Genomic DNA, 25,361 nt, shown 5'->3' with positions numbered 1-25,361 from the left:
CCGCAGCAGTGGCACACTGGCGCCCATGACCCCGGACCCGTCGTCGTCCCCCGCCGACTCGTCCCCCGCCGACTCGTCGGCAGCCGCAACGCAGCCCCGACGACGCCGCATGGACGACGAGACCGTCGAGCGCGTGCTGCGGACGGTCGAAGCGATCCCGGCCGGCCGCGTCGCCGCCTACGGGGAGATCGGTGCGATCGTCGGCCTCGGTCCGCGCCTCGTCGGCCGCATCATGCGCACCTGGGGCTCAGGCGTCCCCTGGTGGCGCGTCACCCGTGCCGACGGCGACCACCCCCTGGTCGAACGCGCTCGCGAGCACTGGGAGGCGGAGGGCATCGCCATGAGGCCCGACGGGCGAGGCTGCCGGATGGCCGTCTGCGGCGCGGACCTGGAGCAGCTGCGCGCGGCCTCGCAGGAGGCCTGCGCAGACCTCGACGACCCCGCCGCGCATCGCAGCCTCCGCACGGCGGAGCACGATCACTCGACGGGCAGCTCGTCCAGGAAGTAGAAGGACGGCACCTTCGCCGCATAGTCGTTGCCGTCGAGCTCGCGCCAGGTGACGATCTCGCTCGACCCCTCGCGCTGCTGGGCATGCTGCGTGGCCAGGAACATCAGACCGATCACGCTCGCCAGGCCCTGCTCGGCCGGATGCGCCCGCAGCACGTCCCCGATGGACGCCTGGCCCGCGGCGCCGCGCACCGCGTTGACCTGCCCCGTGAGGCCGACGATGTCGATGTCGTTGGTGCGCACGAGATCCTCGAGGACCTCCACGCTGAGCGCCGTCGCGTCGTGGACCTCCGCCTCGGCGGGGGCACCGGGGTCCGTCGGATCCTTCAGACGATGCTGCGCGACCGAGCTCAGCCGCACCCGCGAGAGATCCAGATCCATCGGGAACGGCGCCTTCGAGGAGACCTCGTCCTTCTGCGCGAGCGCCACGCCCTGCGCCTCCTGCAGGGCCTCCAGCAGCACCCGATGCTGACGGAAGTCCTGCGAGCGCACGAAGCGCGCGAGCGACCGGTACAGCTCGGTCTTGACGTCGAGGACCTCCTGCGCCGGCTCGTAGAGGTCGGAGAAGACGTTCGCGAGGCGCTCCCGCTCGCTGCGATCCAGCACCCGCGCGAAGTCCCTCTCGAGCAGCCGATCGACGAGCTCCTGCGCCGTGCGGGTCTGCACCGGGTCGTTGAGCATCCGGAAGAACGCCGTGAAGGTGCGGCCCACCGTGGACTGCCCCAGCAGATCGTCGCCCGCGAGCAGCTGCTCGAGGATCTCGCCCCGGGAGGACTCCGGGGAGAGGATCTGCTCGCGCAGATGCAGATCCACCGCCCGCAGGTCCTCGCGGTACTGGAGGAAGTCGCTCGAGAGCTCCTGGGCGATCTGGAGGATGTCCCGCAGACGGTCCACCGACGCCTCGGTGCTCGGCAGCATCAGCTCGCCCTCGGCGAGCTCGCGGATCTCCGCCTCGATGCGCTCGCGCCGACGCTGCAGGTCCGCGAGGCGGATGTCGCGGTCGGACTCGGTCTCCTGCACGAGCCGCTCGAACTGCTGGACGACGAGCGTCAGGCGCGACTGCGTGGTCGTGGGGCGATGCTCCTCGAGGGAGGCGATGAACTGGATCGCGTCGATCGTCGCCGGGGACGGCTCGAAGGTGGTCTCCGGATGCTGGGGGTCGTCACGGCGGGTCAGATACCCCTCGCGCACCCAGCCGTCGACGTACTCGGCGGCGGTGCGGCCGCTGCCGGGCTCCTGGTCGTCGTCGTGCAGGAGATCCAGATGCGCCCCGACGCGGGCGATGAACTCGCTGCGCGGGAGCCGTCGGTCGCCCGGCGGCAGCACCGCCTGCAGGATGGACAGCACTGCCGGAGCCTTGTGGGCTGCGAGCAGGCGCCAGGTGCTCGCCCGACGCAGCTGCTCGTAGGCCTCCTTGCGCGCCGCGACGGCGCTCTGGCGCCGGTCGGTCCACCGGTTCGGCTCGGTCGTGGTCACGAGGGGAGAGTCTAGCGACGGCCGTGCTGAAGGGGCGAGACGCGCTGCCGTCCGCCACCTCCTCGCAGGATTCGGACATCACCCCTTCCGCACTCGTCGACGGGACGGGTATGATCGCCCGTGAACGTTCACGATACCAGCTCGCCGCCGGTCACGAACCAGGAGACGCCTCACCGATGAGCACCCCGCTGCCGCCCGCCGACCGCACCGATCGCTGGTGGGAGGAGCTGCCCGGCGGCCGGAATCGGCTGCGCGGCCGCGCCCACCTGCACTCCGACGCCCCCGAGATCCGTCTCGACGGCACCTGGGACTTCTTCTTCGGCACCCGTGCGGACGGCTCCGACCTCGCCGAGGCCGGCACGATCCAGGTCCCCGGCATGTGGCAGCTGCAGGGTCACGGCGCCCCGCAGTACACCAACGTCATCTACCCCATTCCCCGCGACGTCCCCCACGTCCCGGACGAGAACCCCACCGGGCACTACACCCGCACCGTCGACGTCCCCGCCGACTGGGCCGCTCAGATCGCCGACGGCGCACGCGCGCTGCTGCGCTTCCAGGGCGTCGACTCCGCCGCCAAGGTCTGGATCGACGGCACCGAGATCGGCGTGACCGCCGGTTCCCGCCTCACCCAGGAGTTCGACGTCACCGACGCCCTCGCGGAGCCCGGCGACCACCGGCTGGACGTGCGCGTCGTGCAGTGGTCCGTGAACACCTACCTCGAGGACCAGGACATGTGGTGGATGTCCGGGATCTTCCGCAGCGTCGACCTGCTGCTGCGTCCCGTCGGCGGGATCCACGACCTCGTGACGGTCGCCGACTACGACCCCGCCACCGGAGAGGGCTTCCTCTCGGTCGAGGCGCACGACGCCGACGGCGAGGCGATCGAAGCGCGCGTGAGCGTCCCGGGCCTGGGCCTCCACGACGTCCCCGTCGTCGCGGGCGAGGCGATCCCCGTCGGCGCCGTGCGCCCCTGGTCCGCCGAGGAGCCGACCCTGTACGAGGCGACGGTGTCCGCAGGCGCCGGCACAGCCTCGCGCGCGGGCGCGGGCGCGGGCGCGGGCGCGGACGGGGGCGAGGGCGCGGGCGCGGCCGTCGAGACCGTGACGCTGAGGCTCGGCTTCCGCCGCATCGAGATCGACGGGGACATCTTCCGCGTCAACGGCGAGCGCGTCGTCTTCCGCGGGGTGAACCGCCACGAGGCGGACTCCGTCGTCGGCCGGACCCAGCACCTCGGCAACCAGGAGCTGGACGCGGCGCTCATGAAGCGGCACAACCTCAACGCCGTGCGCACCTCCCACTACCCGCCCCACCAGCGCTTCCTCGAGGTGTGCGACGAGGTCGGCCTGTACGTGGTCTGCGAGGGCGACTTCGAGGCGCACGGCTTCCACGCCGACTCCACCTGGGGAGAGGATCCCACCGGCGCCGCCGAGCGCCCCGCCGACGACGAGCGCTTCCGCGCCTCCCTCGTCGAGCGCTCCGACCGCTTCGTGCGCCGCGACCGCAACCACCCCTCGATCATCCTGTGGTCCATCGGCAACGAGGCCGCCACCGGCCGCGTCACCACCGCCATGGTCGAGGCCGTGCGCGCCGCCGATCCGACCCGGCCCGTGATCTACGAGCAGGACTACCGCACCGACGACGTCGACGTCTTCTCGCTGATGTACTCGAGCGTCGAGGAGAGCGCCCAGATCGGCCGCAAGGAGCTCTCCCAGGAGTACCGCGACCGCCTGGTGGGGATGCTGCGGCATCTCGGGGTCAACGCGCCCGACGACGGCTTCGACGACGCCCCGGCGCTGACCAAGCCGTTCCTGTGGATCGAATTCGCCCATGCCATGGGCAACGGCGCCGGCTCGCTGAAGGAGTACATGGCACTCACGGAGGAGCATCCCTCCCTCCACGGCGGCTTCATCTGGGAGTGCATCGACCACGGCCTGGTCACCACCGACGCCGAGGGCAACGAGATCTACGGCTACGGCGGAGACTTCGGCGAGCGCCTGCACGACGGCAACTTCGTGGCCGACGGGCTCGTCCTGCCCGATCGGACCCCCTCGCCCGCGCTGCTCGACGCCAAGCACCACTACTCCCCCGTCGGGCTCGAGGTCTCCCCCGGCTCCGCGCAGGTGAGGAACCGCTACTCCTTCCGCGACCTCTCGCACCTGCGCGCCGAGCTGTCGACAGACGGCCGCCGCACCTGGACCGAGATCGCGCTGCCGGCGATCGCGCCCGGCGAGAGCGCCGATGTCCCGCTCCCGGCGTCCGAGGGTCCCGCGACCGTCGTGCGCCTGGTCACCCGTGCGGCCGAAGGCCCCGTCCCCGCCGGCCATGAGATCGTCACCGCCGACCACGTCGACGCCTCCTCCCTCGCCGCCGCGCTGCCCGCCCCGGGCACCCCGGTCCCCCCGGTCCAGGAGACCGATGGGTCCTGGCGGCTCGGCCCCGCCCGCTTCGACGACCTCGGGCGCCTCGTGGAGATCGGCGACCTCACCGTCGAGGACTCCTACGTCGACCTCTACCGCGCGCCCGTCGACAACGAGCGCGCCCGCACCCGCTACCCCCTCGAGGCCCGCTGGAAGCGGATCGGCCTGGACGTCGCGCGTCGACGCCTGACCTCGATCGTCGTCGACGGCGACGAGCTGGTGGTGCGCACAGGACTCGGCCTGGACGGCTCGGCCCTGGGCGCCGACGTCCTCGAGCGCTGGAGCGCCGACGGCGCCTCCGTCGGCGTCGAGGTCACCGTGACGCCGTCGTCCTTCTGGCCCGAGGACCTGCCGCTGCCCCGCATCGGCTGGACGCTGTCGCTGCCCGGCGAGCTCGACCACGTCGACTACGAAGGGCAGGGGCCGCACGAGTCGTACCCCGACACCGGAGGCGGCACCACCTTCGGCGCCTGGTCCGCCACCGTGGAGGAGCTGCAGGTGCCCTACGTGTTCCCGCAGGAGAACGGCAACCGGGCCGGAGTCGTCAGAGCCGGGCTCACCGCCTCGGCGGGCGGCCCCGGACTCGAGCTGCTCGCCCCGACGGGGCTCGGCCTCGCGGTCCGCCCGTGGTCGACCGCCGAGCTGGACCGGCGCGACCACGACGGTGCGCTGCGCCCCGACGGCCGCACCTGGGTGACCCTGTCCTCCTCGCTGCAGGGCGTGGGCTCCGCAGCCTGCGGACCGATCCCTCTCGAGCAGTACGTCCTGCCCGCGCGCGAGGAAACCTTCGCCTTCCGCCTCGCGCCCCGTCCGAGCTGACGCCGGCAGCGCCCCTGCCCGGACGGCTCCGCCCATGGCCCTGCCGGCGGGGGTGCTCGCTCCCGGCAGGCGGCCCTCGGGGGCCACCGGATAGGCTGGTCGGTGCGAGAACGCTCCGAGAAGCAACGCACCGAGAAGCACGGACGCGCGACAGCACTCCGCCCCACGACCGAGGAGAGACATGACGCAGGGGTACCCGAACGACAGCTCCGACGGCGGAGCCTGGGGACAGCCGGAGCCCCAGCGGCCTGCACCCCAGCAGCCCGCCGGCCATCCCTCTCCCGGCTCGGCGCCCCAGCCCGGCACCCCCTACCCGGGCACCCCCTATCCCGGTGCCTCGCCGTCCGGTCCCGCGTTCGGGACACCGTCCACGGGATTCCCGGGACCCGTCCCCGGGGGCTCCGGCTCGGTCCGCGAGGCGGTCGCACCGTTCGCGAAGTGGCTGTTCATCGGTGCGATCGCCGTCGTCGTCGCCAGGACCCTGGCAGGCCTGTCCTCGTTCGCGTGGGGCTTCCTCATGGGGTACTCGACCACCGCGATGGACTACGACGATGTGAACGCCATGGGCAGCATCGGCGCGCTGCTCGTCATCGGCCTCATCGGGCTGGTCGTCCTGGTCTCCACCGCCGAGCTGATCCTCGCGATCGTCGTCGCCGTCAAGGCACAGGGCCGCGGACGCACCGGGGCGATCATCATCGCGGCGACGATCGGCGCTTCCTTCCTGCTGTACTGGATCCTGCGGATCGTCTCTGCCCTCGTCCTCTCGGCCGCCATGAGCGGGAGCATGGGCGGTGTCGGAGGCATGGGCGCGATGAGCGTCATCTCGATCATCATCGAGGTGCTCCACTGGGCGGTCGTGGCAGCGGCGCTGATCGTCGGAGCGATCATGGTGCGCCGCTGGGCGGCCGAGCGCCCCTGAGGCGCCGGCCTCCGAACGGGGCCCTTCAGAGAGCGCCCGCCCCGATCAGCAGCGTCTCCTCGTCGACGGTGACCAGAGCGCGCCCCGCCCCGACGGGGACGATGGCGTCGATCGCCTCTGCGGTCCTCCGATCGACCGTCGCGGAGGCGGTGACGTCCCCGTCCGCCACGTCGATCACCCGCAGCACCTGGACTCCCCTGCCATCCAGCGCCACTCGCCGCACCTGCGCCGTGAGCACCACCGCCGTGCCCGAGCCGAGGGCGCCCCGGACCGCCGTCGGCGTCGTCCCCTCGGGCACGGATCCGGCGCCCTCGGAGTCCAGCAGCAGCGGAAGCGTCCACAGGTTCTCGCCTGAGGCGGTGTCATAGGCGAGGAGCTGCCAGGACGCGTTGTCGACCACCATGGCGGTCCCGTCGATCCCCGTGCGGGATACCACCTCCTCGGCCTGATCGAGGACATCACCGCCGGGCGCCGTCCATGAGGAGGAGCTCTCGGACGCGACCAGCTCGCCCTCGCCCTCAGCACCCTCCTCGATGCCGTCGGCGAGCACCCGCCCGCCGTCGGCCCGGACCGACCACTCCCCTGCCGGAGAGGGATCCGACCGCCACAGCTCCCGGCCCTCGCGGAACGCCGTGGCCGTCATCGCGCCGTCATCGTCCGCGCACACGGTCACGACAAGCTTCACGGCCGTCCCGTCCGCACCCAGGGCAGAGACCCCTGCACCGCTCGAGAGCGCCCTACCGGCCGCTGAACCCGGCGAGACGGCGGTCTCCGCGACGCGGCACCGATCCTGCGCGCCGGCCAGCACCCCGCCGACGGACAGACCGGTCATCACATCCCGCTGCACCCAGCCCTGCACCGCGTCATGGGTCACGAGAACGCTCGGGAGGAGCCCGGAATCGCTCACCCCGTCGAGAAGGCCCTGGCCATCGGTGCCGGCGGAGCCGCCGGTCCCGGCGCCGGCCATGACCGGCACCTCCACGCCGATCCCGTCGACGCCGCGCGTCCCGTCGAGGGGATCATCGCCGTCGCCGTCGTAGATGCTCCACACCGCCTCCGAAGGATCCGCCATGTCAGCGATGTCATGGCCGCTGATCCGGCAGGAGCCCTCGGAGCAGGATCGGAGCACGAGGAGATCGCCGTCGAGCGCGATCGGTGCGCCGTCGAGCCTCGTCTCCTCCGACGGGGCCGCGTCCGCGGAGACCGCGAGCACCGTGGTGCTGACACTGCCCCCGACGGTCACCCGCAGGAGTCGGGTTCCGTCGGACGAGAGCGCGAGGACGTCGTCGGGCGCGGCGTCGATCTCGTCGACCCGCTCGCCGATGAGCAGCTGCGCGCCTCCCTCCGCACGACGGACCAGGACCGGCGGGATCCGCTGTCCGGATTCGGCGCCGTCCCCGCTCTCCGATCCCTCCGCTGCCGATCCCTCCGCTGCCGTCCCCGCTGTCTCCGCCAGCGCAGCAGGCAGGGCGATGACCTGATCGTCCTCGTCGAGCGCGGCGATGCGGGAGACCGTGACGGCGTCGAGGCCCGCAGGACGATGCGCCAGCAGGGCAGGGATGGTGAGTGCGAGGGCCAGCACCACCGCCACGGCGAAGGCGATCGCGCGGCGGGCGTGCACCGCCCTCCGAGGCCGACGCAGCCCCGTCATCAGGGCGAGCGCGAGGCCTCCCGCCCCCAGCGCGGCGAGGATCCCCGCCGACAGCCGGAGCGCACCCAGCAGGAAGGAGCTCGCGACCAGCGCGAGCAGCCCGGCGCCGGCCAGCAGCACCACCGTCATGCCGATCAGGGTGGTCGGATCGTCCTCGGGCCGATCGACGCCGTCGCCCGGCCCCGACCCTGGCGGGGACTCCGGCGCAGGCTCCGGTACGTCGGCGATGCTCACCGGGGGGACCCGTAGTAGGCGCCGGTGGTCTCCTCCCGCAGGGCGTCGAAGGAGCCGTCCAGCAGCGAACCGCGGATCCGATCCACCAGACGCACCACGAACCGCTCGTTGTGGATCGTGCACAGGGTCGAGGAGAGCATCTCCTTCGCCCGGAACAGATGGTGGATGTACGCGGCGGTGTAGTGGGTGCAGGTGTAGCAGTCGCAGGTCTCGTCGATCGGCGCGAACTGCCGGCGATAGCGGGAACCGGTGAGGTTCACCCGCCCCGTGCGCGTATACACGGCGCTGTTCCGCGCCACCCGCGACGGGGACACGCAGTCGAAGGTGTCGGCTCCTGCGGCGATCGCCGTGAACAGATCATCGACCTCGCTGATGCCCAGCAGATGACGGGGCTTCGCCTCCGGCAGCTCGTCCGTCACCCAGCCGACGATCGTGCCCAGGTTCTCCTTCTCCAGGGCGCCGCCGATGCCGAAGCCGTCGAAGCTCCACCCGTCGACGTCCATCGCCCCGAGGTCCCGGGACGCCTTCCGGCGCAGGTCCTCGTACTGGGCGCCCTGGATGACGCCCCACAGCTGCTGATACGGCCGGTGGGTCCGCTCCGCGGAGAGCCTGGCATGCTCGGCCAGGCAGCGGATCGCCCACAGCCGGGTGCGCTCGAGCGCGCTCTCCTGGTAGCCGCGCGAGTTCATGAGGGTGGTCAGCTCGTCGAAGGCGAACATGACGTCCGCCCCCAGGCCGTGCTGGATCTGCATCGAGATCTCCGGGGTGAAGCGGTGCACGTCGCCGTTGATGAAGGATCGGAAGGTGACGCCGTCGTCGTCGACGTGCGCGAGGCGCTCCTTGCCCTCGGCGACCGCATCGTCCTCCCCGGAGGCCGTGCGCGCCTTCTCCCCACCCGAGAACTCGCTCGAGAGCACCTTCTTGAATCCCGCGCCGAGACTCATCACCTGGAATCCGCCGGAGTCCGTGTAGGTGGGGCCCGACCAGTTCATGAAGGCGCCCAGCCCCCCTGCCTCGTCGACCAGATCGTGGCCCGGCTGCAGGTACAGGTGGTACGCGTTGGCGAGCAGTGCCTGCGCTCCGAGCTCGCCCATGGCCTCGGGCAGGACGGCCTTGACCGTCGCCTTCGTCCCCACCGGGACGAAGGCCGGCGTCTCGATCCGGCCATGGGGCGTGGTGATCACGCCCGCACGCGCCTTCTCCCCATGCCGGGCGAGCACCTCGAATCCCGTGCCCGGCCGACCGGGGTGCGCATCGGGCGGCGGGACCGAGGAGGTCGGCACGGTCGGCACGGAGCCGGGGACGGCACCGGTGTCGACGTCGACGTCAGAGGACGGGACAGCAGGAGCGGAGAGGGAGCCCGCGTCAGCAGAGGCATGGGAGGTCACCCGGACATGGTCCCACGGACGGACGCCGGAGCCCGCTGCGCGCGGGCGAAGTCCACAGCCGCGTGCGGTGCTGTGGGATCATCGACGCGGGCCTCCTCGCACCCCCACCCCACCCTCCTCTCGTCCATCCCCCTTCTCCCCGCCCACCGCGCCAGGACCTGACATGCCCTCCTCCCCCTCCGTCGCACGCACCGCCGCCATCGCCGTCGCTGTGCTGTCCCTGCTGGTCGCGCTCTGGGGCCCCGTGAGCGCAGCGGTCGGCGCGCAGCTCGCCGCCGGGAGCGCAGCCGACTCCGCCCTCGCGATCGCTGTGGTGGCGACTCCCGGCATCCTGCGTGCACTGCAGGTGCTCGCAGCCGTGCTCCTGGTGCGGGGGAGCAGGATCGCCGTCGACCACGGCGGACGCGACAGCCGCGACGGACGCGACAGCCGCGCTCGCGTCGCAGCGCTCGTCGTCCTGGGGCTGGTGCTCCTGCAGGGTCTGACCGGGAGCACGACGGCCACGGTCCAGCAGCTCCTGTTCGCCCTCGCCGTGGACGGACTGGCCGCCGCTCCCTCAGCCACCTCCGTCGCGGCCCTCGGGATGATCGCCCAGGGCCTGATCGCGCTGGCGATCGTCGTGCTCGCGATCATCATCGCCGTCGTCCCCAGGCATGCATCCGAGGGCGGGCCCGCGGGCCTGCGGCTGCCCGGCACGCCCGGCGGGCTGTCCCTCACCCTGCTGATCGTGCTCGCCCTCGCCGTGCTGTGCGCTCCCCTGCAGCAGCTGCTGCGCTCGATGGCCGTCCCCGCCTCCGGAGACGGGGCCGCTCTGCTCCTCCCGCTCCCGCAGCTCGCGGAGGCCCTGCTGCTGGCTGTCGCCGTCGCACTCGCGACGCTCCTGATCACGCGCTGCGAGCGCACGGCGCTCGCCCTGTCGTGGTCCGTGCTCGCGATCGTCCTGCTCGTTCCGCTCACATCGGTCATCAGCTACGCGGCGCAGATCCTCGCCTACTCGGGGTCCTCCCTGGTCGCTGTCGAGCATCTCTCCGCCGTCGTCGGCGCCGCGCTCACGCTGCACATCGCCGGCCTGGTCATCGCCACGGTCCTCACCGTCATGCTGCTGGTGACGCTGCTGCGGCCCCGGCGCTCGATCCCGCAGTCCGCACCCGCGACGTCAGACCCGAGCACAGGAGAACCCGGGACCCCTCGGTCCGGGTGACCAGGTGAGAGGTGCCGACGGACCGGCATCGACCCGTGGCATCATCGTCGGGCGCTCCCGCCGCAGCGCACAGCCGCGTCCGCCCGCGGCCGTGCCGGTGCTCACCTGCACTCACGTCGCGGAGCCGACGAGACCTACCATCCCCTGGACCGGTGACCCGCCCGGAATGAGGACCATCCACCCATGAGCTCGCCTTCTGACCCGTCGGCCCCCCAGGGCGGCGACCGACGGCGACGCATGACGCCCGCGGAGCAGGAGCGTCAGCGCAGGCTCGAGGAGGTCCGTCGGGAGTCCCAGGCCCGACGGGAGGAGCGCCAGCGGCAGCTCGAGCACCGCGAGCGGGAGCGCCGTGAGCGCGAGCAGAGGCGTCTCGCCGAGGACCGCGCCCGGCGAGAGGCCGAGCAGGCCCACCGCGAGCAGGAGCGTCGACGTCGAGCGGCCCTCGCCGGAGACTGGATCCAGCCCGCGCCCGGCGCCCGCGACGACCTCGGCGACTGGACGCAGGAGCCGGAGCCCAGCATCGTCACCTCCACCCCTTCGAGCGCTCCTGTCGCCGCTTCGGCGCTCGAGGACTGGGTCCAGGGGCCGATCGAGCAGCGCGTCGAGCTCAATGCCGAGGATGCCTGGTCCACGGCCGACTCCGTCTCCGCGCGAGCCCCCCGGCAGCGGCGCGGCTCCGACCGCAGCGACGATCAGCAGCCGGTCACCACCGCCGAGCAGCGCTCCCGCCCAGCGTTCCGCACCGAGCTGCACGGCCTGCGAGCCGTCGCGCTGGGCCTCGTCGCCGTCTACCACATCTGGCTCGGCCGGGTCTCCGGCGGCGTCGACGTGTTCCTCTTCCTCTCGGCGTTCTTCCTCACCGGGACCTTCGTGCGCCGCCTCGAGAGCGGTCGCCCGCTGCAGATCCCCCGATACTGGCTGCACGTCTTCAAGAGGCTGCTGCCGCCTGCGGCGGTCACCATCCTGCTCACGCTCCTGGCCACGGGCCTGCTGCTGCCGTCCTCGCTGTGGCCGGCGATCATGCAGCAGGCCGTCGCCTCCGCCCTGTACCTCGAGAACGCGCTGCTCGTGCTGCTGCAGGTCGACTACCAGGCCCGCGACTCCTCGACCCTCTCCCCTCTGCAGCACTTCTGGTCGCTGAGCGTGCAGGGACAGGCCTTCGTCGTGTGGCCGCTGCTGTTCGCGCTCATGATCCGGCGCGCACATCGCGGGAAGGGCGTGCGGGCGCCGCTGTTCGCGATCATGTCGGTGATCGCGCTGGCGTCGCTGGCCTGGTCCGTCCACTCCACGATCACCCAGCAGCAGATCGCCTACTTCGACACCGCCGCCCGGCTCTGGGAGTTCGCCGCCGGATCCCTGCTCGCCCTCGCCCTGCCCTCCATCGACCGCGTCACCCGCGCCCGCCGCCCCGAGGACGACCAGCCCCCGAGCCTCCGCGTGCCCCGCGCCCTCCTCGGATGGATCGGCATCGCCGCCCTGCTCGCCTGCGGCATCATCCTGGACGTCTCCGGCGTCTTCCCCGGCTGGATCGCGATCTGGCCGCTCACCGCCGCGGCGGCGATCGTCGTGGCCGGCCATTCCGGAACCTCCTGGGGCGTGGACCGTCTGCTGTCCACACGGCCCGCCGCCTTCGTCGGCGACATCTCCTACGCCCTCTACCTCGTGCACTGGCCGATCCTGGCGATGTGGCTGCACGTGAGCGGTCGGACCCGAGCGGGCGCTCTCGACGGCCTCCTCGTGCTCAGCGGGTCCGTGCTGCTGGCCTGGCTCCTGACCCGACTGGTCGATGCTCCCGTGCGCCGCTCCGCATGGCTCGAGGCCCGGCCCTGGCGCGCACTGACCGCGATCGCCGCGAGCTTCGCCGTCGTCGCAGTCGCCGCCGGCGGCTGGTGGGTCGTCCTCCAGCGCACCTACACCGAGGACCTCGACGCGACCGCCTCGCCGGCGATCCCCACCGACGAGGTCGCCACCCGGGCCCCCGCCGAGATCCTCCCCCATGGCTGGCAGCTCGGAGACCAGTGGCCCGACCTCCCGGAGCGATGCGGAGGCCCCTGGGCCCCCACCTCCACCTTCCCCCACGTGACATGCCAGCAGCTTCTGGACGAGGACGCCGAGCCCGCCGGCGTGGTGGTCGTGGTCGGCAGCTCGCACGCCCGCCAGTACATCCCCGCCATCACGCCCTGGGCCGAGGAGCAGGATCTGCAGATCGTCAACCTCACCATGGACGGCTGCGAGTTCCTGCCCGGGACCGACCGCGACGCCTACTGCGACGGATACGACGAGTACGTCCTCGCCCAGCTCGACGAGATCCAGCCCGACTACGTGCTGACCACCGTCACCTCCACTGTCGCGGACTCCGCCGACGAGATCACCCGTGAAGGGTCCGTCACCGCCGTCCAGGAGCTCACGGACCGAGGCATCGACGTGATCGCCGCCCGAGACACCCCGCGCTGGGAGGAGGACATGTTCCAGTGCCCCGAGGCGGTCATCGCCGACGGCGGAACCCCCGCAGACGCCGATGACGCCTGCGGTGCCGACGCCTCCGAGAAGCTGGCCGACCCCAGTCCCGCCGCCGACCTCGCCGACCTCTCGACCGATGACGCGAGAGTGCTGCTGCTGGACCTGTCCGATCAGATCTGCCCCGACGGTCGCTGCTCGCCCATCCTCGGCGACACCTACGTCTACCTCGACTCCCATCACCTCACCCGCCGCTTCGTCGAGCAGACCCTCGCCCCCGTGACCACGCCGCTTCTCGAGGAGGCCTTCGGCGGCTGATCCTCGGCCGCTGGGCTGCGACCTCCGCCCCGAGCCGCCGACGGCCGGGCGCAGAGATCGAGCTCAGCGGCCGAGCGCACCAGGCGGGCGCTGCGGAGACCCGCGGCACAGGCTCGGCGAAATCTGCGTGACCTCCCGGTGAACCTCCGGGCGCAGCAGCGGCGGTCCCCGGCGGATGCTGGTCCCCACCTGGCTAGGATGTGCCAGATCCGAGAGAGTCGACCCCGGGAGCAGGTGCCAGAAGGTGGAGCCCTGGAGCTGGAGCACGGCGGGGTCCGTGGCCGCCGCCCTCGCCGCCTCCCTCGCGGTCCTCTCCCTTCCCGGGCTCCCCGCCGTGCTCGCGCTGCGGCTGCGCCCGTGGACCGCCGCCGCCTCCCTCGCCCCGATCTCCCTCGCCCTGATCGCCGTCTCCGCGGAGCTCGGGCGGGCGCTGTCGATCCCCTGGAGCCTCCTGCCCGCGCTCGTGCTCGGACTGCTGCTCGGCGCGTCGATGCTGCCGCTCCGGGTGCTCGCCTCCCGGCGCGACTCCCGGCGCGCGACCGCCGACGGAGCGGGCCAGGCGGCGCCGGATCTCGGACCCGGGCGGACCTCCGCGCGGATCGCCGGTCCGACAACCGGTCCGACCGACGATCCGACCGCGCACCGCCGCGTGCGCCTCGCCATGATCGCCGGCCTCGTCATCGGCGGCGGCACCATCCTGGTGCGCCAGCTGCTCATCATGGGATCGGTCGACGCGGTGTCCCAGACCTACGACAACGTGTGGCACCTCAATGCGATCCGGCGCATCCTGCGCTTCGGCGACGGCTCCGCCTGGCTCGTCGGCGGGATGACGAGCCTCCCCGGCGACGAGGTCTACTACCCCGCGCTCTGGCATCAGGCGGCGAGCCTCGTCGTCCAGCTCTCCGGCCAGGAGATCGTGCTGGGCTCGAACGTGCTGATGCTGGTCGTCGGCGCCCTGGTGTGGCCGCTCGGCCTGATCGCCCTCGTGCGCACCTGCACCGGCGCCGGACCGCTCGGGCTCCTGCTCGCCGGCGCCCTGGCGGGGATCAGCGCCGCCTTCCCCATGGGGCTGATGTCCTGGGGCATCGTGCTGCCGTACTTCCTGTCCGCGGCGCTGATGCCGATGCTGCTGCTGTGCCTCGCCCACCTGATCGGCCTCGCCTCGCCCGGGGACCGGCGACTGCGGCCCGCACAGCTCGCGGTGCTCGTCCCGGCGACCTGCCTCGCGATCGTCGCCGCCCACGCCTCCGGAGTGTTCGTCGCCCTCGTCCTCGCCGTGCCGGTGCTCGTGTGGAGCGTGCTGATCCGTATGCGGGATCTGCTGGACGCGGAGCCCGTCGACCGGCCAGTCGCCCTGCGCGCGCTGGGCGCGGTCATCGCGCTCGCCCTCGCATCGGTGCTGGTCGTGCGTCTGACCTGGACCCGCTTCCGGCCACCGCAGAGCTCAGCCGTGTGGGAGCCCAACGCCTCCCCCAAGGAGGCCGTCGGCCAGGTCGTCTCCCTGGCAGGGAACGCGAGCCCGACCTGGGTGCCGCTCGGCCTCGTGATGGCGGCGGCGCTCGTCGCCGTCATGCTGTGGGGCCGCGAGCGCTGGCTGGTCGCCGCGTGGGCCGGGGCGGCGGCGATGTCGGTCGCCGCCCGCTCCCTGCCCGTGGGCGACCTGCGCTACCTGATCACGGGCAACTGGTACAGCGACACCTGGAGGATCGCCGCGATCCCCGTGGTCGCGGCGGTCCCGCTCCTCGCCGTGGGCATCGATGCGCTGGTCATGCGCATCCTGCATGGGCGCGCCGCAGCGCCGGCCGCGGCGACGTCGTCGGCCGCGTCGGCATCGTCGGCCGCACCCGCCGAGAAGGGCCGACGCTCCCACGTCGGCGTCCGGCGCGCAGGCCCCTGGGCCCCCGTCGCCTCGCTGGTGACCGCCGGAGCGCTGCTCGCCCTCAGCATGGTCTCCCCCAGCGCGCGCGCCTCCACCACCCTCGCGCTGGACGGATGGCAGAACGACAACCTGCTCAGCGCCGACGAGCGCGCCCTGCTCGAACAGCTCCCCGAGGTCGTACCGGAGGGCTCCGTCATCGCCACCAACGCCTGGAACGGCAGCTCCCTCGCCTACGCGCTCTCCGATCGCGAGGTGCTGAACGTGTACATGGGGTTCTCCGCCGAGCCGGCCGTCCACCTGCTCAACGCCGAGCTCGACGAAGCAGGGAACGACCCTGAGGTGTGCGACGCGATGATCGAGCTCGATGTCGAGTACGCGCTCGACTTCGGGCCCGACGAGCTGTTCGGCCGCCAGGCCACCTACACCGGCCTCAACGAGATCTCCGAGACCGGGGCCGCAGAGGAGGTCCTGCGGGTCGGCGACGCCTCCCTGTGGCGCATGCTCCCGTGCCGCGGCACCGATGGTTCAATGAAGCAATGACGCCGTCGAGCCCCTCCCCCCGAGTCCCCTCCAGCGCATCCTCCAGCATCTCCTCAGGCACAGGTTCCTCCGCCGACATCACCGCCCCCACGGCGGAGGCGCGCGAAGCGGCCCTCGACCTCGGTGCGTTCGTCTCCGCCTCCCCCTCCAGCTACCACGCCGCCGCCGAGGCCGCGCGTCGTCTCGAGATGGCGGGCTTCACGGCGCTGTCGGAGACCGAGGACTGGAGCGAGCAGGACGTGCGCGCCGACCGCTACGTGCTGCGGGACGGCTCGATCATCGCCTGGTCCGCGCCGTCGGGCGCGAGCGCGGCGACGCCCTGGCGGATCGTCGGCTCCCACACCGACTCCCCCGGGCTGAAGCTCAAGCCGAACCCGCAGCTCGGCGCCGAGGGCTTCGCCCAGGCCGGCGTCGAGATCTACGGCGGCCCGCTGCTGAACTCCTGGCTCGACCGGGAGCTGCGCCTGGCAGGGCGGCTGGCTCTCGACGACGGGCGGATCGTGCTGGTCTCCACCGACGCGCTGCTGCGCGTTCCGCAGCTCGCCGTGCACCTGGACCGGGGCGTCACCAAGGACGGCCTGGTGCTCGACCCGCAGCGGCACATGCAGCCGATCATCGGCATGGGGCGCGTGGACGTCCTCGGAGCCCTCGCCGACTCCGCAGGCGTGGAGCGCGACAGCATCGTCGGCTTCGACGTCATCACCGTCGACTCCCAGCCGCCCGCGCTGTTCGGCGCCCATGAGGAGTTCCTCGCCTCAGCCCGTCTCGACAACCTCACATCCGTGCACGCCGAGGTGCAGGCCCTCATCGACGTGGCGCTCGGCCAGGACACCGGTGCCGGCCGCCCGGCCGACGCCCCCATCGCGCTCATGGTCGCCAACGACCACGAGGAGGTCGGCTCCGCGACCCGCTCCGGCGCCGCCGGCCCGTTCCTCGAGGACGTGCTCGTGCGCATGCACGCCGCTCTCGGCGGGGACGACGCCACCCGCCGCCGGGCCTTCGCCTCCTCCACAGTGGTCTCGGCAGATGCCGGCCACGCCGTCCACCCCAACTACCCCGAGCGGCACGACCCCGTCACCCGACCCCGGCTCGGTGAGGGCCCGATGCTGAAGATCAACGCCCAGCAGCGCTACGCGACCGACGCCGTCGGCGTCGCCGCCTTCGTCGCCGCCTGCGATGCCGCCGAGGTCCCCCACCAGCATTTCGTGTCGAACAACGCGATGCCCTGCGGTTCCACCATCGGACCCATCACCGCCACCCGGCTCGGGATCACCACGGTCGACGTCGGCATCACCCTGCTCTCGATGCATTCCGCCCGCGAGATGTGCTCGGCCGAGGATCCGCTGCTGCTGCGGCGCGCCTGCGCCGCCTTCCTGCGCGGCTGACCGGCGGGCATGGACGACGCGCCCTCGCGCCCGACGACCTCCGCAGGGACCGGAAGCAGAAGCAGCGGCGGATCACGGCGTCCCGAGAGCCCCGAGGGCTCCGAGAGCTCCGCCGGCCGCTACCGTCCCGAGCTGCACGGGCTCCGCGGGCTCGCGATCGGTCTGGTCGTCGTCTACCACGTCTGGGTGGGCCGGGTCTCCGGCGGCGTCGACGTGTTCCTGTTCCTCTCCGCGTTCCTGCTGACGGGGACGTTCTGGCGCCGCATGGAGCGCGCCGAGCCGACGCGCCCGATCGCCTACTGGGCACGCACCTTCAAGCGCCTGCTCCCGCCGACCGCCGTCGTGGTGCTCACGACCCTCGCCGGGGTGCGCCTGCTGCTGCCAGCCGAGCGCTGGATGGACGCTCTGACCGATGCGATCGGCTCGATGCTCCAGGTCGAGAACTGGATCCTCGCGCTCCGCGGCGTCGACTACTACGCGCAGGATGATGCGGGGGCCAGCCCTTTCCAGCACTTCTGGTCGCTGTCCATCCAGGGGCAGGTGTTCCTGCTCTGGCCGCTGCTCATGGCGCTCGGTGCGCTGATCGCCCGACGCATCGGCCGCTCCCCGCGCGGGGTGCTCGCCGTTCTCCTCGCCCTTGTCGCCATCCCCTCCTTCCTCTGGTCCGTGCATCTGACGGCAGTGCAGCAGGAGTTCGCGTACTTCGACACCCGCACCCGGCTGTGGGAGTTCGCCGCGGGCAGCCTGCTGGCGCTCGCCCTGCCCTCGCTCGAGCGGCGTCGAGGATCCGGTGCCGCCGGCGACCGTCCCGAGCGGGACGAACCGGGCAGCATCCGGCCGGTCGGGACGGCGCTGCGCGTGGTCGCCGGATGGATCGGCATCGCCGGACTCGTCTCCTGCGGCCTCGTGCTCGACGTGCAGGGCGCCTTCCCCGGCTGGATAGCCCTGTGGCCGCTCGCCTCGGCTGCGCTCGTGCTCACCGCCGGGACGACCGGGCATCGGCTCGGCGTCGACCGGATCCTCTCGAGCGGCCCCGCCGGTCTCCTCGGCGACATCTCCTACTCCCTCTACCTGGTGCACTGGCCGCTGCTGGTGCTCTTCCTCGCCCGTCGCGGCGAGGAGCGTGCGAGCGTCCTGGAAGGAGCAGTGCTGGTCGCGGCGTCCCTGCTGCTGGCGTGGCTGCTCACCCGCCTCCTCGACTCCCCGATCCGCCGCTGGCGCTGGGCCTCCGAGCAGGCCTGGCGCGGCGGGGTCGTCGCCGTCGCTGCTCTCGCGCTGGGCCTCGGACCGGCCGTCGGTGCCCGCCAGATGCTGATCGCCCAGGAGGAGGCCGCGGCGCTCCGAGCCGTCTCCGACAATCCCGGCGCCCGCGTCCTCGACCCGTCCTTCACGCCGTCGCCCGATGCCGATCCCGACGCCGAGGTGCTTCCGACAGCAGCGCTCGTCGGCCGCGACTGGGTCTCCGGCGACGATCCCTGCGAGGACGACCTCGCTCCGCAGGGCGAGACCGAGGAGGTGCTCGTCGACCAGTGCCGCGTCGTCGGCGGGGACACCGGTGCACCGGTCATCGTCAGCGTGGGCAACTCCCGGATGGAGCAGTTCTCCGGCGCCCTCATCCCTCTCGCGGAGAAGCATGGCTGGACGCTGGTGACCCTCTGGGAGGGCGGTTGCACGTTCGCTCCCGATGGAGGGCAGAGCGGCGACTGCCTCGCCTACTCCCAGGCCGTGGACGCCTATATCGAGCGGGTCCGACCCGACGCCGTCGCCCTCCAGACGACCTTCCTCGACCGCGATGGCGAGGAGACCACGATCGAGGGGATGGACCGCACGCTGCCCAGGCTGCTGTCCGCCGGATCGAGCATCATCGCCCTGCGCGACCTCCCCCGACTCCCCCTCGACCCGACCGCATGTCTCGAGGACCACGACGAGGACGACCCCGCCTGCACCCCCGACCTGCCCGACGCCCTCACCGCGGACCGACCCGATCGCGGCCTGCTGGACTCGCTCGCCGACGGCGCGGCGCCAGGAGACGACGCCGCCGACACCGACACCATGCTGGTGCCTCTCGAGGTCAACGACCTGATCTGTCCCGACGGCGCATGCAGCCCGGTGATCGGCAAGGTGCGCGTGTCCATCGACCGCGACCACATCACCGGCACCTACGCCGCCTCGATGCAGGACGCCGTCGACAGACGCCTCGAGGACGCCGGCTTCAGCTGGTGAAGCGGCGCGGGGACGGGGCCGCGACGATGATGCTGCGAAGCCGCGATGCGGTGCTCGGGATCAGTCCCCCGTGCTCGACGAGCCCGTCGAGCCCTCGGCGAGCGCCGACCGCGCGATCCGCTCGATCTCGGCGACGGCCTCCCGGGCCCGGTCCACGCTCGGATGCTCGGGCCCGTGCTCTCTCTGGACATCCTTGAGCAGCTCGTCGGCCTGGTAGAACGCATCCTCGAGATGCCCGGCGGCGGCAGTCGCCTCCGCCAGCTCGATGCGGGCCCCGATCGCGTCCGGGCTGAGAGCCTCGCCATCGGCGAGCAGCTCGAGCAGACGACGAGTGGCGTCGTGGACGCGCTGGGACGGGGAACTCATGCGGGACTCCTCGAAGATCGGGCGGGGCCGTCGGTTGCCGACGACCAGGATCCCATGCGGAGGGCTCGCCGTAGCACCCGTCGGACCGGCTGACCCATCGGCTGGAGGATCGGGCCGATCGACCGACCAGTACTCTGGGTCGGACATGGAGATCAACCCGTACGCCGCTCGGCTGCGCATGCTGCAGCAGATGGACGGCGTCCAGCAGCAGCGCGAGGCCGCACCCGACGAGGAGACCGCCGGCTGCCCGGGCTGCCCCTACTTCTGGACCTGTCCGGTGCCTCACAGAGGCACCGAGGTCACAGCACCCCCGGAGATCGAGTTCGAGGAGGTGCGGGAGCAGCTGGGCGCACGCCGCGAGTACCGGCCCCGTGATGAGTCGGATGTCGGCTGGACGGACATCTGGTACGAGGACGAGAGCGTCGAAGTCGCCGAGGCGGGGGCTGCAGCGGAGGACGGGGCCGATGACGAGAGCGCGGCAGCACCCGATGACGACGGCGAGCGGGACGTGCCGCGACCGCGCCGACGCTGGTTCTCAGGCCGAGGTCTGCTGCGCCGCTCCCGCTGACACCGTCGGCCGTGCAGATCCGGGCATGCCGTGCGCTGGCTGCGGGAGGCCGGCGGCCCCGACAGGGCATGCCGCCTCTGTGCGGAGCTCCGCAGCATCTGCCACCCCGACGGCCGCCGAGGTCTCGGCAGTGCCATCGCCGTGCATGGCGAAGTGCGCGAGCCCGGTGATGGAGCGGCTCGGGACCGTGCGGTCCACCCGCATCCACCCGTTCTGGGCCTCGGCCTCCTCGGCTCCGTGCCCCGAGCTGGGCTCGGCGGCGTCGCCCCCGGAGATGTCGATGCCGAAGATGGTGTGGAAGGCATCGACGTACGCGTCGGCGTAGCCGTCCTCGGCGAGCCTGCGGGCGCGCTCCGCCGGAGAATGCATGACCTTCGCGAGGATGCGGCGGATGCTGCGCTCGAGCTGGTCCGCGGTCTCCGGATCGGACTCCCGACGCACCCGGTCGATCTCCGCATCCGCCGAGTCCGCGACCTCGCGGCGCAGCGCGGCCATCGCCGGGTCGATCCGCCGGACCTCCTGCTGGACGCGGAACGCCTCGACGCTCTCCTCGACGATCTCGCGCGCGCGGACGAGGGAGGGATCGGCCTGATCCGCACCGACCTGGAGGTCTGCGAGACCCAGCACCGAGATCCCCTTGAGATGGCGCACCAGGGGATGCAGATCCGAATGCAGCGCGAGATCCAGCACGACGGTGCGCCCAGCGCTCAGGAACTGCTCGGGGAACACGCTCGTGCCGCGCCCGGAGCAGGCGATCACGAGATCCGCCTCGGCCAGGGCGGCATCCAGGCGCTCGGGCAGGACGGCTTCGAGGCCGTGGCGCTGGGCGAAGCCGAGCGCACGGCCCGACGGCGAGTGCACGCGCACCGGGCTCGCGCCGCGCCTCAGGAGCTCGGCGACGCTCAGACGGGCATACGCGCCGGTGCCGATGACCAGGGCGCTGCGGCCCTCGAACCCTCCGAGCACGGCACCCGCGCGATCGAGGGCGACGGCGGCACCGGAGCGCCCGGCCGCGCCGACCGGCGCCTGCGTGGCGACCTGCTTGGCGCAGCGGAACGCATGCTGGAAGAGGTCGTGCAGGAGGGAGGTCGTCCAGCCGGCCCGGCGGGCGCTCTCGTAGTGGGAACGGATCTGGCCGGCGATCTCGGCCTCGCCGAGGACCACGGACCGCAGCCCGGAGGTCACCTCGTCGAGGTGGCGGGCGACCGGGGCGTCCATCGCCGCGTCGAAGCACAGCGAGACGAGATCACGCTCGCGACCGCTGGTCCGGGCGACGGCGTCGATGACGAGCTCGACGCCGTCATGGAAGCGGTGGGCATCGAGGTAGATCTCGAGACGGTTGCAGGTGCTGACCACGACCCACCCCGCGAGGGGCGGCTGATCGTGGACCGCGGTGCGGGAGTTGAGCTCCCCGATCACCGCGGGGAGCTCGTCCGCACCGCGCGTGAGGGCGTCGAGCACATCGAGATCGAGGTGCTCGTGGGAGGCGCGGACGGCAGCGAGCATGCCTCCGAGTCTAGGCCGGGCTCCCGCGGAAGTGTCCTCTGGGACGATCCTGGGTCCCAATGTCACAATCCCGTGCACAATAGAGACGTCATGGAACAGAACAGCACGTCAGAGCGCGTTTTTCGCGACACCGCGTCAGATCCGTCGGCAGCACCGGAAGGTCCCCAGGTGGGACCGGATTCGGCGGCTCTCGAGCCGGGCGCACTGCCCGCCGATCACCCCGCTCGGCGCCCCCTGGCCGACGGCGGGACGGACGGAGCCCCTCTCCTGCAGCGCCTCCGGGGGAAGGTGACCTCTGCCGCTCCCAGTGTGTGGTTCATGCGACAGGCCGGGCGCTCCCTGCCCGAATACCGGGACGTGAGGAAGGGCATCCCGATGCTCGAGTCGTGCCTCGACCCCGAGCTCGCCGCCGAGATCACGGTGCAGCCGGTGCGGCGGCACCGCGTGGACGCCGGCATCTTCTTCTCCGACATCGTGGTCCCCGCGCGCATCGCCGGCCTCGGCGTCGAGATCGTCCCCGGCCGCGGCCCCGTCTTCGACCATCCGATCCGCACCGAGGCCGACGTCGACGCCCTGCCGCCCCTGGACGACGTGTACGAGGAGGCCCTCGGCCCGATCCGCGATGCCGTGCGCCTGACGGTCGCCGAGCTCGGGACCACTCCGCTGATCGGCTTCGCCGGGGCTCCGTTCACGGTCGCGAGCTACATGGTCGAAGGCGGACCCAGCCGGGATCATCTGCGCACCCGCGCGCTCATGCGCGACAGGCCCGAGGTGTGGGACCGGCTGGCCTCCTGGGTCGCGGAGCTCTCCGGCCGCTTCCTGCGTGCGCAGGTGCTGGCCGGGGCGTCGGCGGTGCAGCTGTTCGACTCCTGGGTCGGCTCCCTGGGCGAGGACGTCTACACCGCGCACGTCCAGCAGCACTCCGCCGCCGTGCTCGCCCGCGTGGGCGACCTGCCCGTCCCCAGGATCCACTTCGGCGTCGGGGCCTCGCACCTGCTGGTGCCGATGCTCGAGGCCGGCGCCGATGCGATCGGCGTGGACCACCGCATGCGCCTCGACCGAGCGATCGAGGTGCTCCCCCCGGGCACACCGGTTCAGGGCAACATCGATCCCGCCGTCCTGTTCACCTCCGAGGAGGTCCGCTTCGCCGAGGCCGACGCCGTGCTGGCCGCGGGCTCGCGCGCGAGCGGGCACGTGGTCAACCTCGGTCACGGCGTACCGCCCGAGACCGACCCCCAGGTCCTCACCGACCTCGTCTCCCACCTGCACGAGCAGGAGGTCCCCACGGCGGCCGAGGCCTCATGACCCCGCGCACCCTCGTCATCGGGGGCGGGCTCGCCGGTCTGCTCGCTGCTCGGCGGCGGCAGCGCGCCGGCGACGACGTCCTCCTCCTCGAGGCCGAGGACGTCGTCGGAGGCGCGATCGCCGAGACGGAGATCCTTCCCGGCCTGGCTGTCAACGCCGGGGCGGAGGCCTACTCGGTCGGCTCCGGCGCGGTCGACAGTCTCGTCGTCGAGCTCACCGAGCATCTCGGAGAGGCCGTCGTCCCCCCACGCACGGGGCTCGGCAGCCGCATCGTCTCGGCAGACGGCGTCCACAGGGCGCCCGCCGCAGCCCTGCTGGGCGTGCCCGCGCACCCCCTGGCCGCCGACGTGCGCGCCGTTCTGGGCCTGCCCGGCGCTCTGCGCGCCGGGCTCGAGCGGTTCCTCCCCGCCCGAGTCGGAGACCGCCCCGGCGCGACGGTGCGGGAGATGGTGAGCGTCCGCTGCGGACGACGCGTCGCCGATCGCCTGGTCGCGCCGATCGTCGGGGGCGTCCATTCCGCCGATCCCGCGACCCTCGAGTTCGCCGCCGCTTCCCCGCAGCTGATGACCGGACTTCGAGAGCACGGATCCCTCACCGCCGCCGTCCGGGCGGTGCGCGGCCGCTCCACGAAGAGCGCCGGCACCCGGGTGCACGCCCTGGACCCGACCATGGCGGAGCTGCCCCGTGCCCTCGCCGAGGAGCTGCGCGCCGGCGGCGGCGAGATCCGCACCGGTGCGGACGCGACCGTCGTCTCCATCTCCCGCGACGTCCCCGGCGCCCCGGACGGACGCTGGAGAGCCGCCTCAGCATCGGGCGAGCGGTTCGACGCCTCCCGCCTGGTCCTCGCCTGCCCGCCCGATGTCGCGAAGAGCCTGCTGCAGGATGCCGCGCCGCAGATCTCCTCCGCGATCCCCGACGCGCCGTCGGCGACCGTGCGGCTGGTCGTCCTGGTCCTGGACGCCCCGGAGCTCGACGACTTCCCCTCCGGCACCGGGGCTCTGGTCGCCCCCGGCACCCCGGGCGTCGCCGCCAAGGCCCTCACCCATGCCTCCGCCAAATGGGAGCACGTCCAGCGCATCGCCCGCGAGGCCCTGCCGGAGGCCCGCTCCCCGCACGTCGTGCGCCTGTCCTACGGACGCCCCGGCCAGGAGCTCCCTCCGCGGGAGGGGATCATCGACCTCGCACTCGCCGATGCCTCCCATGTCCTGGGCACCCCTCTGGGAGCGGAGCAGCTGCTCGCGTCCCGGATCGTCGACTGGGACCGGGCCATGCGCCAGGCCCTGCCCGGCCACCGAGCGGCCCTCGCCGCTCTCGCAGACCTGCTCGCCGCCGAGCCCGACCTGGAGCTCGTGGGCTCCTGGCGGGCCGGCACCGGCATCGACGCGATCGTCCGCGCCGACGCCGCCGCGAGCACCGCAGCACCCCGCACAGCACCCCTCCAGGAAGGAACCCCTCGATGAGCGACGCCACCGAGATCGCCAAGACCACCCGCTACACCAGCTACACCGTCTACCGCCGGATCTCCGGACTGACCGAGGACGGCGAGGTCACCGCCGAGCAGGTCGGCACCGCCCTCGAGGAGACCGTCTCCCTGCTCGAAGGGGCGCACGAGGTCGAGATCCTCGGCTTCTACGACGTCTCCGCCTTCCGCGCCGAAGCAGACCTCATGATCTGGCTGGCCGCAGACAGGCCCGAGTCCATCCAGACCGCCCTGCGCGAGTTCGAGAACTCCCTCGCCGGCACCTGGCTCAACCGCGAGTGGTCCGCCGTGGGCGTGCACCGCATGGCGGAGTTCGCCAAGGGCCACGTCCCCTCGTTCATGGTCCCCGAGTTCGAGCGCAAGCAGTGGATCACCGTGTACCCGTTCGTCCGCAGCTACGACTGGTACCTGCTGCCCCAGGACGAGCGCAACCGCATGCTGCGCGAGCACGGCATGCTGGGACGCGACTACCCTCAGTGCAACGCCAACACGGTGGCCGCCTTCGCCCTCGGCGACTACGAGTGGCTGCTCTCCTTCGAGGCCGATGACCTGCACGACCTCGTGGACATGATGCGCCACCTGCGCTACTCCGATGCGCGCCTCCACGTGCGCGACGAGCTCCCCTTCCACGCCGGCCGCCGCCTCTCCTCGCTCGAGGACGTCGCCGCGGTGCTGGCCTGAGCGCCCGCCCGAACATCGAGCACGAGTCCTGGAGGAACCAC

17 protein-coding genes are annotated in these 25,361 nt (G+C 72.5%); 12 read left to right on the top strand and 5 right to left on the bottom strand.

The genetic code is table 11. The annotated features are described in order from the left end of the window. Nucleotides 1-25: 25 nt before the first annotated feature. The gene (locus tag ACZ5AJ_RS00640; RefSeq protein WP_464136201.1) at nucleotides 26-508 is read left to right on the top strand and encodes an MGMT family protein; all 483 of its coding nucleotides are present in this window, start codon (nucleotides 26-28) and stop codon (nucleotides 506-508) included. On the opposite strand, the gene ACZ5AJ_RS00635 is transcribed toward ACZ5AJ_RS00640, so the two are convergent. After that, entirely contained in the window at nucleotides 478-1,983 is a 1,506-nt protein-coding gene (locus tag ACZ5AJ_RS00635; protein ID WP_464136199.1) for a DUF3375 domain-containing protein, read from the bottom strand. The genes ACZ5AJ_RS00640 and ACZ5AJ_RS00635 overlap by 31 nt on opposite strands. Nucleotides 1,984-2,159: 176 nt before the next feature. On the opposite strand from ACZ5AJ_RS00635, the gene ACZ5AJ_RS00630 reads away from it, so the two are divergent. Then, complete coding sequence (locus ACZ5AJ_RS00630; protein ID WP_464136196.1) at nucleotides 2,160-5,219, top strand: glycoside hydrolase family 2 TIM barrel-domain containing protein; 3,060 nt, start codon at nucleotides 2,160-2,162, stop codon at nucleotides 5,217-5,219. Nucleotides 5,220-5,400: 181 nt separating this feature from the next. Then, complete coding sequence (locus ACZ5AJ_RS00625; protein WP_464136194.1) at nucleotides 5,401-6,138, top strand: hypothetical protein; 738 nt, start codon at nucleotides 5,401-5,403, stop codon at nucleotides 6,136-6,138. A 25-nt stretch (nucleotides 6,139-6,163) separates the two neighbouring features. On the opposite strand, the gene ACZ5AJ_RS00620 is transcribed toward ACZ5AJ_RS00625, so the two are convergent. Both ACZ5AJ_RS00620 and tgt read right to left on the bottom strand, forming a co-directional pair. Continuing rightward, nucleotides 6,164-8,023 (bottom strand): PQQ-binding-like beta-propeller repeat protein, encoded by a 1,860-nt coding sequence (locus ACZ5AJ_RS00620; RefSeq protein WP_464136192.1) that lies wholly within the window; start codon nucleotides 8,021-8,023, stop codon nucleotides 6,164-6,166. Further along, on the bottom strand, nucleotides 8,020-9,306 hold the full coding sequence (gene tgt / locus ACZ5AJ_RS00615) for a tRNA guanosine(34) transglycosylase Tgt (protein ID WP_464138660.1): 1,287 nt from the start codon (nucleotides 9,304-9,306) through the stop codon (nucleotides 8,020-8,022). Before tgt ends, ACZ5AJ_RS00620 begins: the two co-directional genes overlap by 4 nt. A 268-nt stretch (nucleotides 9,307-9,574) precedes the next feature. On the opposite strand from tgt, the gene ACZ5AJ_RS00610 reads away from it, so the two are divergent. From ACZ5AJ_RS00610 to ACZ5AJ_RS00590, 5 genes are all read left to right on the top strand, one after another. Next, the gene (locus tag ACZ5AJ_RS00610; protein WP_464136191.1) at nucleotides 9,575-10,612 is read left to right on the top strand and encodes a hypothetical protein; all 1,038 of its coding nucleotides are present in this window, start codon (nucleotides 9,575-9,577) and stop codon (nucleotides 10,610-10,612) included. A gap of 183 nt (nucleotides 10,613-10,795) precedes the next feature. Next, nucleotides 10,796-13,387, top strand: a complete 2,592-nt coding sequence (locus ACZ5AJ_RS00605) for an acyltransferase family protein (protein WP_464136189.1) — start codon at nucleotides 10,796-10,798, stop codon at nucleotides 13,385-13,387. Between the two features lie 244 nt (nucleotides 13,388-13,631). Further along, nucleotides 13,632-15,806 (top strand): DUF6541 family protein, encoded by a 2,175-nt coding sequence (locus ACZ5AJ_RS00600; RefSeq protein ID WP_464136186.1) that lies wholly within the window; start codon nucleotides 13,632-13,634, stop codon nucleotides 15,804-15,806. Then, a complete protein-coding gene (locus ACZ5AJ_RS00595; RefSeq protein WP_464136184.1) occupies nucleotides 15,803-17,191 on the top strand; it encodes a M18 family aminopeptidase in 1,389 nt (462 codons plus the stop codon). The genes ACZ5AJ_RS00600 and ACZ5AJ_RS00595 overlap by 4 nt, the downstream gene beginning before the upstream one ends. Nucleotides 17,192-17,200: 9 nt before the next feature. Then, nucleotides 17,201-19,414 carry an acyltransferase family protein gene (locus ACZ5AJ_RS00590; protein WP_464136183.1) on the top strand — a complete coding sequence of 738 codons (2,214 nt, stop codon included), beginning with the start codon at nucleotides 17,201-17,203 and terminating at the stop codon, nucleotides 19,412-19,414. A 60-nt stretch (nucleotides 19,415-19,474) separates the two neighbouring features. On the opposite strand, the gene ACZ5AJ_RS00585 is transcribed toward ACZ5AJ_RS00590, so the two are convergent. After that, nucleotides 19,475-19,780: a hypothetical protein gene (locus tag ACZ5AJ_RS00585; RefSeq protein WP_464136182.1), complete on the bottom strand. Its 306-nt coding sequence runs from the start codon at nucleotides 19,778-19,780 to the stop codon at nucleotides 19,475-19,477. Between the two features lie 145 nt (nucleotides 19,781-19,925). On the opposite strand from ACZ5AJ_RS00585, the gene ACZ5AJ_RS00580 reads away from it, so the two are divergent. Then, nucleotides 19,926-20,348, top strand: coding sequence for a hypothetical protein (locus ACZ5AJ_RS00580; protein WP_464136181.1), 423 nt, complete (start codon nucleotides 19,926-19,928; stop codon nucleotides 20,346-20,348). Here the strand turns inward: ACZ5AJ_RS00580 and ACZ5AJ_RS00575 are convergent. Then, entirely contained in the window at nucleotides 20,316-21,854 is a 1,539-nt protein-coding gene (locus tag ACZ5AJ_RS00575; protein WP_464136180.1) for a glutamyl-tRNA reductase, read from the bottom strand. The genes ACZ5AJ_RS00580 and ACZ5AJ_RS00575 overlap by 33 nt on opposite strands. Before the next feature lie 90 nt (nucleotides 21,855-21,944). On the opposite strand from ACZ5AJ_RS00575, the gene hemE reads away from it, so the two are divergent. The 3 genes from hemE to hemQ are packed head-to-tail and all read left to right on the top strand — an operon-like array spanning nucleotide 21,945 to nucleotide 25,320. Beyond that, nucleotides 21,945-23,159: a uroporphyrinogen decarboxylase gene (gene hemE / locus ACZ5AJ_RS00570; protein ID WP_464136179.1), complete on the top strand. Its 1,215-nt coding sequence runs from the start codon at nucleotides 21,945-21,947 to the stop codon at nucleotides 23,157-23,159. Further along, entirely contained in the window at nucleotides 23,156-24,619 is a 1,464-nt protein-coding gene (locus ACZ5AJ_RS00565) for a protoporphyrinogen/coproporphyrinogen oxidase (RefSeq protein WP_464136178.1), read from the top strand. The genes hemE and ACZ5AJ_RS00565 overlap by 4 nt, the downstream gene beginning before the upstream one ends. Beyond that, entirely contained in the window at nucleotides 24,616-25,320 is a 705-nt protein-coding gene (hemQ, locus tag ACZ5AJ_RS00560) for a hydrogen peroxide-dependent heme synthase (protein ID WP_464136177.1), read from the top strand. The genes ACZ5AJ_RS00565 and hemQ overlap by 4 nt, the downstream gene beginning before the upstream one ends. Nucleotides 25,321-25,361 lie beyond the last annotated feature (41 nt).

The organism is Brachybacterium zhongshanense (assembly GCF_055385755.1).
This window is presented reverse-complemented; position numbering and strand designations above follow the sequence as displayed.

Bases quoted from the DNA above. Each gene is read 5' to 3' on its own strand.
- hemE (WP_464136179.1), top strand. From the start codon at position 21,945: ATGGAACAGAACAGCACGTCAGAGCGCGTTTTTCGCGACACCGCGTCA.
- ACZ5AJ_RS00585 (WP_464136182.1), bottom strand. From the start codon at position 19,780: ATGAGTTCCCCGTCCCAGCGCGTCCACGACGCCACTCGTCGTCTGCTC.
- ACZ5AJ_RS00625 (WP_464136194.1), top strand. From the start codon at position 5,401: ATGACGCAGGGGTACCCGAACGACAGCTCCGACGGCGGAGCCTGGGGA.
- ACZ5AJ_RS00605 (WP_464136189.1), top strand. From the start codon at position 10,796: ATGAGCTCGCCTTCTGACCCGTCGGCCCCCCAGGGCGGCGACCGACGG.
- ACZ5AJ_RS00575 (WP_464136180.1), bottom strand. From the start codon at position 21,854: ATGCTCGCTGCCGTCCGCGCCTCCCACGAGCACCTCGATCTCGATGTG.
- ACZ5AJ_RS00595 (WP_464136184.1), top strand. From the start codon at position 15,803: ATGACGCCGTCGAGCCCCTCCCCCCGAGTCCCCTCCAGCGCATCCTCC.
- ACZ5AJ_RS00610 (WP_464136191.1), top strand. From the start codon at position 9,575: ATGCCCTCCTCCCCCTCCGTCGCACGCACCGCCGCCATCGCCGTCGCT.
- ACZ5AJ_RS00565 (WP_464136178.1), top strand. From the start codon at position 23,156: ATGACCCCGCGCACCCTCGTCATCGGGGGCGGGCTCGCCGGTCTGCTC.
- ACZ5AJ_RS00590 (WP_464136183.1), top strand. From the start codon at position 17,201: ATGGACGACGCGCCCTCGCGCCCGACGACCTCCGCAGGGACCGGAAGC.
- ACZ5AJ_RS00640 (WP_464136201.1), top strand. From the start codon at position 26: ATGACCCCGGACCCGTCGTCGTCCCCCGCCGACTCGTCCCCCGCCGAC.
- hemQ (WP_464136177.1), top strand. From the start codon at position 24,616: ATGAGCGACGCCACCGAGATCGCCAAGACCACCCGCTACACCAGCTAC.
- ACZ5AJ_RS00630 (WP_464136196.1), top strand. From the start codon at position 2,160: ATGAGCACCCCGCTGCCGCCCGCCGACCGCACCGATCGCTGGTGGGAG.
- ACZ5AJ_RS00580 (WP_464136181.1), top strand. From the start codon at position 19,926: ATGGAGATCAACCCGTACGCCGCTCGGCTGCGCATGCTGCAGCAGATG.